The organism is Anoxybacillus sp. ST4 (assembly GCF_019448545.1).
Taxonomy (GTDB): domain Bacteria; phylum Bacillota; class Bacilli; order Bacillales; family Anoxybacillaceae; genus Anoxybacillus; species Anoxybacillus pushchinoensis.
In genome coordinates this window covers 1-11,735 of record NZ_JAHZOE010000044.1, presented here as the reverse complement: position 1 = coordinate 11,735, position 11,735 = coordinate 1, and the positions used below count along the sequence as shown (strand labels likewise).

The window sequence follows — 11,735 nt, the reverse complement described above, 5'->3', positions numbered from 1 at the left end:
GTTACGATCCCTTCAATCACATGGTATAGATTTAAGTTACCACAAATAAGGAAAAAAGAAAAGAAGAAAAAATTCACGAGGAAAGTGAACTTTTTCTTGACTCCCCACTTTTTCAACACTTTGTAATGAATGAATATTCATTATTGTTTGATATAATGAAACAAAGGGGGCACTTCGCATGTTAGTAAAGAAAAAATTCGAACAAGAAACTGTTTCTGGGGTACATATCGCAAAAGGCACTCTAACATTTCAAGGGGTACGATTGACGGTACATTGTTTTTCTACCGACGGGGTATTGATTGATACAGGAGCAGCATCCTTAGCAAATGAATTTGCTCATTTTTTCAAATCATTAGATATCGATCAAGTAATGATTACCCATTTTCATGAGGACCATACAGGTTGTGCAGCATTTTTACAAAACGAACGACAACTGCCGATTTATATGAATGAGCTCATGATTGATTATTGTCGGAAACAAGCAGATTATCCGATATATCGCAAGTTTTTTTGGGGAACCCGCCCTCCTTTCCAAGCTAAGCCGATTGAAAACATGTTTTCTACACGCCATGCGACATGGGACGTGATTCATACGCCAGGTCATGCGGTTGACCACCTCGCATTTCTGAATCGCGAAACAGGACAACTTTTTACAGGGGACTTATATTGTCTCGAAAAAACAAAAGTCATCTTGCGCGAAGAAAGCATTTCTACTTTGATTGACTCATTAAAAAAAGTATTAACGTACGATTTTAGAGAAATGTTTTGCGCCCACGCAGGCTATGTAAAAGATGGGCGCACTGCTCTACAACGAAAGCTTCACTATCTGCAAGAGCTTCAAGGAAAAATTATTGATTTGTACGAAAAAGGAGCGACATTGAAACAAATACAATCTATCCTTTTTCCAAAGAAATATCCAATTACCTTCCTTTCCCTAGGTGAATGGAGTTCATTTCACATTGTCCGTTCGGTTATTGAAGAGCATCATATGAAAAAGATTAGCGAACGGTAACGACAACTGTTCGCTAAATTACTTCGTTCTAATCGCTAGCGTCGTTGTTTGTGGAATTTTTTCTTTTATCTGCTTTAACGTGGCAACGATGAGGAAGCTTACAATCACTAGTAAAAACCATGAACTTACTTTTCCTAAGTGAACGATACTCCAAGCCTTCGCTTGGTTCGGGTATTGCCAAGCACCAAAAAACGTGGCAATATTTTCGGCAATCCATATAAAAAATCCGATAAGTAAAAAAGAAAGGACGAGTGGCATACGGTAACGCGTGCCGTTTACCTCGTAAATGACCGATGACGACCAAAAGACGACGATGACAAGCCCAATTAACCACCACCGAACATCTATCCAATAATGATGGGTAAAGAAATTCAAATAAATCGCTACAGCTAGCGGAACAACGAGCGAAAGCGGCGGCCATTTGACAAGCTCCACCTTTAACCGCCGCCATGCTTGGCAAAGATAACTAGCCACACTTGCATACATAAAGCCGCTATATAAAGGAACACCAAAAATTTTCGCATACCCTTCCTCTGGATAAGCCCAAGACCCCATATGCACTTTGAACAACTCAAGCGCAAGCCCAATAAGGTGAAACAACGTGATCACTTTTAGTTCATCCCGTGTTTCTAGTCCCGCACGCACCATCCACCATTGCATGAGAAGACAAATGATAAGTAGCCAATCATACCGCGGCAAGAAAGGAAGCGGAACCATTTTTGTCACCGCTAGCGAGGCAAAAATAACAACAGGAAACAAACAAGATAACGCTTGTTGCCAGCCAAAATGAACGAGTTGAATAAATGATCTCATCACTTTTGCCCCCGATTATATGTCGTCATCATTTCTGTACTCTAAAATATCCCCTGGTTGACATTGCAACGCTTTGCAAATCGCATCTAATGTCGATAACCGAATCGCCTTTGCTTTGCCATTTTTTAAAATCGATAAATTCGCCATCGTAATTCCTACTTTTTCTGACAACTCGGTCACACTCATTTTCCTTTTCGCCAACATGACATCTAGATTCACAATAATCGCCATGTGCTTCACCTCAGATTGTTAAATCATTTTCCGATTTGATTTCAATCGCTTTTTGTAAAAGCTTTTGTAGCACTGCGGCAAACACGGCAACGACCAAAGATCCAAAAATCACCATCAACCCGATGATGATAATTCCTGGGGCGTCGTCTAAATCGGCAGTGAGATAAAAGAACGGCATGCCTGCAACATATAATAAACTAATGATCGCCGCACAATATTTTATATACTTTAGCGCTTTTACAGAGACATCGGAAAACGCTTCGTTTTTATCAATATACGTTAACATGTTGAACGCTTGGTATAGTGCGAAGAAAAACGGAATAGCGGTAACATAAAAAAAGATGACGATCGGATAGCGCAAATACGCTAATTCTGGTAGCCACTCGGCATAAAAGTCAGGAAACTTAGGCAAGACAAGTACACATAACGCAACAATAGGAGCGCCGATAATAAAAATAGCGATTTTTAAAAAAAGTGTTTCTCGCTTCACAACAAGCACCTCACTTCCATCATTTCCATTCCAGTTTAATACATTATTTATTGTTTTACAATAAATAATTATTGTTTTAGTTTATTTTTTTGTTTTAAAACATAAAAAGCATTCCTCTTTTTGAGAAATGCTTATTTCCATTACTTTGGCGCGAAGGTGTACGAGAAACTCTTTTGTATGCAAAACACGACTTTAGTCGTTAGAACATTCCGTTATTCAATCGAGCAAAAAAACTTCCGAAATAGCCCTATGTGTCTCCTAAATGCTTTAAAATGTGTGATGATTTCCTGCTAGCGGTAATAATACTTTAAAAATCCCATATGTTGTAAAGATAAAAACTCATTCATTTCACTTCGCGGAATACCAAAACTAGCACTTCAATGTGTATTCCTTAATTGTAGCAACAATTTCGTTAAAGGAATATCGATGGTTTACTACATCAACAACAAATTCGATTGCTTCATCTTGCGGCATCACAAAACGATAACCGTTGTATTTCAAAAATTGAATAAGAGCGACAAAAGCTGTTCGTTTGTTCGCGTTATGAAAACAATGGTTTTTTGCCAAAGACTCGAACAATGCGGATGCTTTTTCAAAAATAGTAGGGTAAGCATCTTCGCCAAACACACTTTGTTGTGGACGATACACAGCAGATTCCAATAATGATTGTTCTTTCACACCTTTCATTTCGCAAGGTGAATATTTTTCAATAATGAAGAAGTTCATCGCAATGATTTCTTCCACTGTTACATATCTCACCGATCGACAAGCCCCTTAATCGTTTCGTCGTACTCTTTGAGCGTCTCATCTAACACATCAAAAAAGTCTCTCGAAATGCCTTTTGGCAAGTTCACTTTGTTACTTTTTTTTATCACAATTTGATTGCCTTCAAGCTCCATCTGTATTTCATCCCCTTGGTGAATATCAAGTTTTTGTAGAAATTCACTAGGAAAAGTAATTCCTAGTGAGTTTCCTATTTTTAATACTTTTCGTTCTACATGTAGCATGCGTTTCACCTCTTTGTTATTACTGTTATAACGATTATAACATAAAACACTATGTCAAGTAAGTCACCTTCTAACAATTCCTGTGCAAATAATCTGTCATATCTTTTCATCTTTTCTCATACAAATAAACCGTCCTATATACAACAGGAGGCGATCATCATGGAGCGACATGCAAAAGTTATTAGTGTTATCAACTGGAAAGGTGGAGTGGGAAAGACAACTGTTACTCATCATTTAGCAACAGGACTGCAGCATTTATCATCTGATGAGTTAGAGCTATTTGGCCTTGAACAGTCTCAACCGAAAGTGTTATTGGTAGATGCGGATGCACAATGTAATCTCTCCATTTCATGTTTGACACCAGAGCGTTTTGAACAGTTAGCCTATCAAGAAACGCCTCCAATCGGTACGTTGAAAGATTTAATTGAGCACTACTTAAAAAACGAGTACCCTCAAGTAGATGTAAATGATTTTATTTTAAAAGCGTGCGTGCGCAAGAAGAGTAAGGATGTATATGAACATATTGATTTACTTCCAGCACATGCTGAGCTCATTCATACAGACATGGACATTGCCGTTTATTCCCGACCACATTTTAAAGACCATTTATTTGGTTCAGACATTTATAAATTTCAAATGCTTCACCATATTTTAAACACAGTAAAACATGAGTATGATTTTATTTTTATCGATTGCCCGCCAAATTTAAATTACATTACGCAAAATGCCTTGTACGCAAGCGATTACTATTTAATTCCTGCGATTCCTGATCGTCTCTCTTCATACGGCATCTCAGCCATTAAAAATAAAGTAGATGAATTAAACGAAAGATTCCAATCTAGTTCAAAAGAATATAGCGATACAAAACTCATCGGCATCGTCCTCAATTTTATTCGGGAATACGGCAATCAGCCAAAACAAACACAAGAAAATATGATCAATACATTAAAACGTACGCTTTCATCTGACATGATATTTAACAGTTATTTACCATACGGTGATGCGATCACGCGGGCATCAATGCTCAGTTATCCCGTATTTGCCGTTGAAAACAGCCAGGCGAAACAGGGTGATTATGTGAAAAAAATTACGCTGGAATTTTTAAATCGGATTGGTGGAGGAATTGTCGTATGAACGTAAAAACAGTAACACATATGCTCGAAAAAACTCTCGCTATTTTAAAACATTACGAACATTGTACCGTCGATGAAATGTTAGAGGATCTCTCTGCAAAGTTACAAAACCAGACGTTAACAAAACAATCCACAAACGAAACGGACTATGCAAACGTCATAAAAAAAATGAAAAACATGAATAAAGAGGAAGCAACAACCTTTTTAATGTCTTTTAAAAAAGAACAACTTTTGCACATCGGGGCACAAATGAATATTAAGTTACAAAAAAGGGAAACAAAGCAACTATTGATTGAATCGATTATAACCCATTGCAGTTTTGCTGGACTATATAACCAAATGGCAAATCGAAAATCACAAAAACAAATGAGCGAACAGATATAACAGCTGTTCGCCCATGTTTGATACCGCAACATCATTCCGACAACATCGCTCGTTTCATCGCATCGTATGAAAGTGGACCGACATGTTTGCTGCGAATGATCCCTTGTTCATCAATGATATACGAAGTCGGAATGGTGATGACTTTATATGTTTTACTAACCGTTCCTTGTTCATCAAGCATGATATCGAATGTCACGCTTTTTTGATTCACGAACGTTTCGACGGCGTCCCGACTTTTCTCTTTATTCGTCAAGTTGACCGCTACAATCGCAACATGTTGTCCATACTGTTCGTGAAATCGTTGCATCTCCGGCATTTCTGCACGACACGGCGGACACCATGATGCCCAAAAATTTAGAACTACTTTTTTCCCTCGAAACTGAGACAGCTTCATTTTTTCGCCCTTTAATGTCATCAACTCGAAATCAGGGGCAATCTCTCCTACATCAATTCCAATGTTCGAACTTGATTGCTGTGAAGTTGTTTCTTTTGTCATATCCGATATGGATGAGAAGATGAAGACAACAATATGAAACGAAACAAGCAGTTGCCATAGCTTTCTTGTCGTTTTTATACGTGAAGAAAAGATAAAGAAAACAACAGCTACAGCAGCTTGTAGCCAAATGAAGCGATTTTCTGGAAATCCACTTCCCTTCCATACGAGAAATGCAATCCAATATCCAAAATATATCGGGGTAGCTGCACGTATATAAGAATCGAACGGAATGTGCTGTTTTTTCAACTGCCAATATGTATACACGACAATGAATCCCCCTGCTAAAACAAGTCCAACACCACCACCGTTAAAATAAAGAAGCGTTAACGGATTTTCTAGCACGGTGTTCGGATGTACAATGCCGTAGCTTAATTTCCAGATGATCAAACTATACACAAAACTATTAAAAATCATATCCATCATGCGTCGTTCTGCTTTTAAAACGAACACACCATAATAAAAAAACACATATGTCATAACTAGACTTGCTACAAGCAACAAATTTTCTCCTTGAATCATTGTTTCCTCCTTCACTGACCACGTTTCCCTATAAAAAGCGCTTTTTTATATCCTCTGTCGGAATAAAGCAACAATCCGTCTTTCCGAACCAACGATACCTATTTTTCGCGATCCAATCATATATTCGATCGCGAATAGGAAGCGGAATAAAAATAAACCAATATAAGTACTTCCAAAACCCTCGCAAATGTTTGCATACACGTAACGCTGCAGTAGATTTAACATAGTATGTAGATTCATCGATGAATACAAAACTATCGAGTTGTTGAGGGATATGATATTTCTTAAGCAACGCTTGACCTGCTTCACTTTGCAACGAAGCAAAACGAAAATAAGCTTTTTCGTCTCTTTCAATAATAAACCGAACCGTTGCACTACAAAAATGACAAACGCCATCAAACAATATGATGTGCATAACCGACCAATCCTTCCCCTTCGGTTCATCTGACCTCTTCATTATAGCTCACCTATGCAACAAAAGAAAAACGTGAAGCCCGTCAACTTCACGTTTTCTACATCTATCCAGAAATTATCCGTACATCGTCCACATCCCGATATCATAAAAACCAAGTCTTTTATAAATACGGCCCGCATTCGGATTGTCATAAAACAAGCATAACGTTTTTTCAGCGCGAACATAATCTTGAATGACGCGCTTCATGATTTCGCTTGCATACCCTTTTTGACGATAATCCGGATGCGTGCAAACACCGACAACCATCGCAGATAGCGTATTTTCTGCAGTTGTTGCAACAGACGAAACCATGCAACCATCTTCCTCGATGTAGTACACACGCCCTGTATTCGTTTCTAACGATTTGACAAGCATATCCCGCGATGAAGGGAGCACCGAAAACTCCGTGATGCGACTACGCAGTTCAAGTATGCGATCGACATCATCAACCGTTGCTTGTTTTATTTCATAACGACTTTGCTCTTCTGGAAATATGATTTCGTTACATTCACAAAAATACGTAACTCGCTTTTTTCCAAGTGGTAAAAGAGGTTCAAATTTTGCGACAAGTTCCGTTTTCCCAGAAAGACGAACAGGATGAGAAGCGTTTCGCATCACTTCCGCAAATCCGTCAATATCAAAATCCCCCGGAGCGTAAGGAATATACGAATCATAAAATCGCAACAGTACGGCTCTCAGTCTACTATTCTCATCAAAATCGCCCCACAGCTCTTGAAATTCCTGCTCATAACCGAACGCTTCAATATCACCAATAATAAAAAGATTCAATGAAGGCTCCTGCTTTAAAAAAGAAAACACAACATCATGATCTGCTTCGCTCAATTTCCGAATCATCCCCATCCCCCTCGCCGATACATGTTCAAAAATAAATGTGCCTTCCGCAAACGATGGCCATAACAACGACATGCTTTCTACGCTAGCGCTTGTTTTCGTTGAACACTTTTTCTAAAAGAATGTATCGTATGTCATCATGAAGCGTTTCATACTTTGGATCGTTCAAATCTTCTTTCGCAACCCAAGCGAACTCGGAATGTTCATCGTTTAATGTGAGAGAAGAAATATCATCATTTTTTGGTTTGACAAGATACGTAAAAACAACTCGATATATATCTTCATCTCCACTTTTGCTTTTTAAGTTTCGAACAGACAGCTCTTCTAACAATTCTACATCTAAATTAATTTCCTCTTTCGCTTCTCGAAACAAACCTTGCAAAGGAACTTCTTCATATCTGATTTTCCCTGCCGGCACGTTCCATACATTCGGAGCTACCTTACAGTGCTCTGCGCGTTTCGTTAAAAGAACTTTTTCATCGTGCCATACAATGACTTCAACAGAAATTCGATAATTCGGATACATATACATTTCTCCTCTCTATTTTCTTTCTAAAATTTCAACGATAGTTCAATATTTTCCTTTCTCTCTTTCTCCCCTCCGTCATTTGTTTCCAAACGGAGCCTTTCGCTTCTTCCCCACTTTCGATTCGCTCGATGGCCATTTTTACTTGCATGCTTACTTCAAATTCTGGATCGTTTTCGGCTGCTTTTAACGCAGGCAAGACGGAGTCATCGCCGTTTTCGTATAAAAACATGGCAGCACGCCAGCGAACGAGCTTGCTTGCATCTTTTAGCGCTTCGACCATCACCGAGATGGCCTCCACGTCCCCAATGTCAGACAAACAGTCACCAGCTGTACGACGCACAGAAACAGCTGGATCTTTTAATGCTTCATACAAATATGGCAGCACACTTTTTCCGCCAATCATTCCTAAATAGGCAGTCGCTAAGCGACGAATCGCCACTTTCTCGTCTCTTAACGCCTTTGCCAATACGGGCAAGTCGGTTTCCGTCGGCTCTATCATTTGCTCTAACGCTGCATACCGTTTCGTCCAATCTGGGTCATCTAGCATTTGTTCCGTCACTTGAACACTTGTTCGTTTTTGCGTTTTCCCCTGCTCTCCTTGTTTAAACATGTGTACGAACCGTTCGAGTCGTTCTGGAGGATAAGCGGCAGACAACTCCTCTACGACTTCGGCACCGATTTCTTCAAACGTCCCGTATCGAACGCCCTTTTCGACCCATTTTCGCTCCATGACAATATTCCCTGCATGTTTTTGCGCCTCTAACACCGCATCGACAAACGGTTGGGGCAACCCAACTCGTCTCTCTTCATGACCGTTCGTTAACTTCACTTGCATCGGTAAGCCATAAAGCATTTGCACATACACTTTCACTTCGCCAAAATGATCGTTGCGTACGGGTTCATTGTCTTGGAGCTCATCCACCTGTTCACCAAACACTTCGCGCACTTTTGTTAAAATCGGTTTCCAATCATATTTCGCATGCCGTTCGACAGCTAAAAAGTCAGCGACATGGTAAATGCCTTTCATCCCTTCGATTTTCAATAACTGCTTAATGATTTCAGGAGCTTGTTCAGCCTGCGTTGGCTTATAGTTGTAGCTTGTTCCGAATGGAAGCTCTTCATCAAGCAACACTTTCATCGTATTGGGACTTGGTGTCGGTTCAATTGATCGAATCTTCATCCGCTTCTCTCCTATTCACGATAACATCACGATAACATTCCAATATATTCATACGCCAAAAAATCATATAACTTTATTGAAAAGGAAGAAACAAAGAAAAGCAAACATTTCGCTCAATGAAAATGTAACAAGTATAAACAAAAACGGATAGAGGCATAGAACAAATCATAGGCAAACGGTTAACAAATGCGGTTCATTTATTTGTTCGAACCACCAACAAAACACACTCGCCACGATCGCGACATTGACATTGCTTTCTCGAGCGATGAACGATTATTAGACTATCGCAACAATTGACAAATAGACGGTGCGAACATGCACCGCCTAAGCTATTCCTCAAGCTTTTTCCTCTCTCCTAATCTTCTTTCCACTCGTCTAAAAAAACAGAAATGCGCTGTGGATGAGAAATGGTAAAAAATTCAAAACAGCATATCACTTCAGCTTCTCAATCTCTTCCAAAGACAACTCCGTCAGTTCATGAATCGTCTGTACATCGTAGCCTTTCGCTAGCATCTTTTTTGCAATCTGGCGTTTTTCTTGCTGCAGACCTTCTTTTAAGCCTTTTTCTAACGCTTTTTTCTAACGCTTTTTTCTCGTACGAAATAACTCTAACACTTGTTCTTTTTCTTTCGTTTCCATCTCATTCACCTCGCTTCGCAATTGTTGTTTCCACATGCTTCGAGGTGTGGTACCACACCAAATTTTTCTCAACTTTCAAGCAAACAGTGTACTTCTTCTTCCGTAAGATCCACAAGGGATGCGATTTCTTTTGGTGTCATTCCTTTTTTCGACATATTGTAAACAAGATGTTTCATTCCTTGCTTAAATCCTTCTTCCAATCCTTCCTTTTTTCCCTTTTGTTCATACGAGATTAACAATTCAAGCACTTTCTCCTTTTCTTTCGTTTCCATCTCATTCACCTCGTTTCGCAACTGCTGTTCTTCCTCATCCGACAGGTTCACATATGTTTCAAAAAAGCCGATTAATAATCGCTGCTTTGCTTCGTCTAATTCCATGCGCACAATCATTCGTAAAAACTGCTTCTTTAACTCTATTCGTTCACTTTCAGTATACCCCATTTTACTTAACAACGCAGCGGCAATTGGGTTGTCGTGGCGAATGTAATCACGCCAGTTTTGTTTACGTAATTCAACAGTAAGAAATTGAAAATGAAGCACATCAAAAAACGGGAATTGGAGCGTAAACGAGGAAGGCTCATTTCGAAGAGAATCATAGCTAAATACCGCAATCGGCAACATGCGCTTTCGGTATTTTTCAAACAAGCGGCTAAAGTAAATAAACATTCGTTCGGGAAACGATGGCTGCACGTAGCTTTGATTTTCGATATGGACGATAATGAGGCTATCCTCCCCTTTCAACTTCGTCTTAACAAGCAAATCGACACGATACTTCTCCCCCGCCGTCACATCCGTAAACAGCTCCTCCGATAAAAACGACACGTGCTGAAAGTCGATATGCTCATGCACATGCGGGAAGAAGAGAAAAAAGGAAGGAAACCAGAGCTTTATCCTCTGATTCCTTCCACATGAATTGAACTTATATTGTCTACTTTTTAGGTGGCAATGCACATGCCGAGATATACTATACATTGTGGCTGTGATCAGACACAAGAGGTTATTCTGTAATAACCTTCCAATCATCAGTTGTTAACTCTACAGCTTCGATCGCTTGTACACAAAAACGCTGTATACTCTGAGCACTTAAGTTCACCTCAATATATGCCCCGTTTTTTAATTGACGTATAGCTCGAAACTTTTTAGGATCTCTTCCTACTAACCTCGGGAACTGCACCATAATTTGTTCAAATTTTTCCGGTTCCAAATCTGCAATCGTATTCATTGTATTTTCCAAAACATCTCTCCATGAATGCACTTCGAATTGCTGACCTAAAATATATAGTTCTTTTGGGTTTGTTCCTGTCACTCTAACGTCATCATCTGCTCTTTCATTTCCAAAATACGGCCAAATTTTCAAGCATATTTCTGCTAAATGCTTGGCTCTCTGTTCTACGTCTTCTCTTTTCCAATAAATTACTTTTTCAAAGTATTTATTTATTTCAAGGTGGCTTGCTTTTAATTTTTCTTTTTTTATGTCAAAATCGTCGTTGGATAATTCTGAGTTATATCCTGTCAATGTAAGGTTTCCAAGCGTGTGCAAATATAAATCATGCACCAATTGCCACTCTTCTCCTAGATATTCCTGCCACGATTGTGTGAGTGTCTGCGGCATTATGTGTTCAATGGTCAAATTATCGAAATCTACCTGTTCTTTATGCTCAAAAAATTCTTCAATCGATTCCAGTATTAACTTTGTTTTTCTTCCACGCTCTCCACTTCCGTAAAGTTTTGCATCGATAAGTCTGTTGGAAAATTCATTATCTTTCGGATAGTTCTTTGATTGAAGATGGTTTTTTAACAATTTAATAAAATTATCAAAGATATCGTCTTTCGTATTTTTGTAAAGACTATTAAAAATTTTATTGAGTTGATGTAACTATTCAGCCACATCATAAAGTGAGCTGAATATTTTTTGCTTTTCCTGTCTATGATGTGAATATTGATAGACAAGGAGGTGAATCACATGTTGACGGTACAACAAGCTGTATTTACAGTTG

The 11,735-nt window shown here is 39.0% G+C and carries 15 protein-coding genes; 3 read left to right on the top strand and 12 right to left on the bottom strand.

Annotated features, from left to right (window positions below; all coding sequences use genetic code 11):
- Positions 1-178 precede the first annotated feature (178 nt).
- Entirely contained in the window at positions 179-1,012 is an 834-nt protein-coding gene (locus tag K1I44_RS14525) for an MBL fold metallo-hydrolase (protein WP_219986578.1), read from the top strand.
- Between the two features lie 18 nt (positions 1,013-1,030).
- Here K1I44_RS14525 and K1I44_RS14520 read toward each other — a convergent pair whose 3' ends face one another.
- The 5 genes from K1I44_RS14520 to K1I44_RS14500 all read right to left on the bottom strand — a co-directional run bounded on the left by K1I44_RS14520 (position 1,031) and on the right by K1I44_RS14500 (position 3,553).
- Positions 1,031-1,825, bottom strand: coding sequence for a DUF817 domain-containing protein (locus K1I44_RS14520; protein WP_219986577.1), 795 nt, complete (start codon positions 1,823-1,825; stop codon positions 1,031-1,033).
- 15 nt (positions 1,826-1,840) lie between these two features.
- The gene (locus tag K1I44_RS14515) at positions 1,841-2,056 is read right to left on the bottom strand and encodes a helix-turn-helix domain-containing protein (RefSeq protein ID WP_003397470.1); all 216 of its coding nucleotides are present in this window, start codon (positions 2,054-2,056) and stop codon (positions 1,841-1,843) included.
- A 10-nt stretch (positions 2,057-2,066) separates the two neighbouring features.
- Positions 2,067-2,546, bottom strand: coding sequence for a DUF2975 domain-containing protein (locus tag K1I44_RS14510; protein WP_219986576.1), 480 nt, complete (start codon positions 2,544-2,546; stop codon positions 2,067-2,069).
- Positions 2,547-2,915: 369 nt separating this feature from the next.
- A complete protein-coding gene (locus tag K1I44_RS14505) occupies positions 2,916-3,305 on the bottom strand; it encodes a type II toxin-antitoxin system death-on-curing family toxin (protein WP_219986575.1) in 390 nt (129 codons plus the stop codon).
- Complete coding sequence (locus K1I44_RS14500; RefSeq protein WP_003397476.1) at positions 3,302-3,553, bottom strand: AbrB/MazE/SpoVT family DNA-binding domain-containing protein; 252 nt, start codon at positions 3,551-3,553, stop codon at positions 3,302-3,304. The genes K1I44_RS14505 and K1I44_RS14500 overlap by 4 nt, the downstream gene beginning before the upstream one ends.
- 159 nt (positions 3,554-3,712) lie before the next feature.
- Here K1I44_RS14500 and K1I44_RS14495 point away from each other — a divergent pair, with 159 nt between their 5' ends.
- Together K1I44_RS14495 and K1I44_RS14490 are read left to right on the top strand one after the other, a co-directional pair.
- Complete coding sequence (locus tag K1I44_RS14495) at positions 3,713-4,687, top strand: ParA family protein (RefSeq protein ID WP_219986574.1); 975 nt, start codon at positions 3,713-3,715, stop codon at positions 4,685-4,687.
- Positions 4,684-5,070, top strand: coding sequence for a hypothetical protein (locus K1I44_RS14490; protein WP_219986573.1), 387 nt, complete (start codon positions 4,684-4,686; stop codon positions 5,068-5,070). The genes K1I44_RS14495 and K1I44_RS14490 overlap by 4 nt, the downstream gene beginning before the upstream one ends.
- Positions 5,071-5,101: 31 nt before the next feature.
- Here the strand turns inward: K1I44_RS14490 and K1I44_RS14485 are convergent, their stop codons facing one another.
- The 7 genes from K1I44_RS14485 to K1I44_RS14455 form a co-directional block, all read right to left on the bottom strand.
- Positions 5,102-6,085, bottom strand: a complete 984-nt coding sequence (locus tag K1I44_RS14485; RefSeq protein ID WP_219986572.1) for a TlpA family protein disulfide reductase — start codon at positions 6,083-6,085, stop codon at positions 5,102-5,104.
- Between the two features lie 28 nt (positions 6,086-6,113).
- The gene (locus tag K1I44_RS14480; protein ID WP_219986571.1) at positions 6,114-6,542 is read right to left on the bottom strand and encodes a thiol-disulfide oxidoreductase DCC family protein; all 429 of its coding nucleotides are present in this window, start codon (positions 6,540-6,542) and stop codon (positions 6,114-6,116) included.
- Positions 6,543-6,614: 72 nt separating this feature from the next.
- The gene (locus K1I44_RS14475) at positions 6,615-7,394 is read right to left on the bottom strand and encodes a GNAT family N-acetyltransferase (RefSeq protein ID WP_219986570.1); all 780 of its coding nucleotides are present in this window, start codon (positions 7,392-7,394) and stop codon (positions 6,615-6,617) included.
- Between the two features lie 82 nt (positions 7,395-7,476).
- A complete protein-coding gene (locus K1I44_RS14470; RefSeq protein WP_255573459.1) occupies positions 7,477-7,917 on the bottom strand; it encodes an NUDIX domain-containing protein in 441 nt (146 codons plus the stop codon).
- Between the two features lie 34 nt (positions 7,918-7,951).
- The gene (locus tag K1I44_RS14465; protein WP_219986568.1) at positions 7,952-9,100 is read right to left on the bottom strand and encodes a conserved virulence factor C family protein; all 1,149 of its coding nucleotides are present in this window, start codon (positions 9,098-9,100) and stop codon (positions 7,952-7,954) included.
- A gap of 707 nt (positions 9,101-9,807) precedes the next feature.
- Positions 9,808-10,629: an RpnC/YadD family protein gene (locus tag K1I44_RS14460; protein ID WP_219986579.1), complete on the bottom strand. Its 822-nt coding sequence runs from the start codon at positions 10,627-10,629 to the stop codon at positions 9,808-9,810.
- 106 nt (positions 10,630-10,735) lie between these two features.
- Entirely contained in the window at positions 10,736-11,539 is an 804-nt protein-coding gene (locus K1I44_RS14455; protein ID WP_255573458.1) for an HNH endonuclease family protein, read from the bottom strand.
- Between the last annotated feature and the right edge of the window lie 196 nt (positions 11,540-11,735).

Bases quoted from the DNA above. Each gene is read 5' to 3' on its own strand.
- K1I44_RS14490 (WP_219986573.1), top strand. From the start codon at position 4,684: ATGAACGTAAAAACAGTAACACATATGCTCGAAAAAACTCTCGCTATT.
- K1I44_RS14475 (WP_219986570.1), bottom strand. From the start codon at position 7,394: ATGATTCGGAAATTGAGCGAAGCAGATCATGATGTTGTGTTTTCTTTT.
- K1I44_RS14470 (WP_255573459.1), bottom strand. From the start codon at position 7,917: ATGTATCCGAATTATCGAATTTCTGTTGAAGTCATTGTATGGCACGAT.
- K1I44_RS14485 (WP_219986572.1), bottom strand. From the start codon at position 6,085: ATGATTCAAGGAGAAAATTTGTTGCTTGTAGCAAGTCTAGTTATGACA.
- K1I44_RS14465 (WP_219986568.1), bottom strand. From the start codon at position 9,100: ATGAAGATTCGATCAATTGAACCGACACCAAGTCCCAATACGATGAAA.
- K1I44_RS14525 (WP_219986578.1), top strand. From the start codon at position 179: ATGTTAGTAAAGAAAAAATTCGAACAAGAAACTGTTTCTGGGGTACAT.
- K1I44_RS14500 (WP_003397476.1), bottom strand. From the start codon at position 3,553: ATGCTACATGTAGAACGAAAAGTATTAAAAATAGGAAACTCACTAGGA.
- K1I44_RS14480 (WP_219986571.1), bottom strand. From the start codon at position 6,542: ATGAAGAGGTCAGATGAACCGAAGGGGAAGGATTGGTCGGTTATGCAC.
- K1I44_RS14520 (WP_219986577.1), bottom strand. From the start codon at position 1,825: ATGAGATCATTTATTCAACTCGTTCATTTTGGCTGGCAACAAGCGTTA.
- K1I44_RS14515 (WP_003397470.1), bottom strand. From the start codon at position 2,056: ATGGCGATTATTGTGAATCTAGATGTCATGTTGGCGAAAAGGAAAATG.
- K1I44_RS14495 (WP_219986574.1), top strand. From the start codon at position 3,713: ATGGAGCGACATGCAAAAGTTATTAGTGTTATCAACTGGAAAGGTGGA.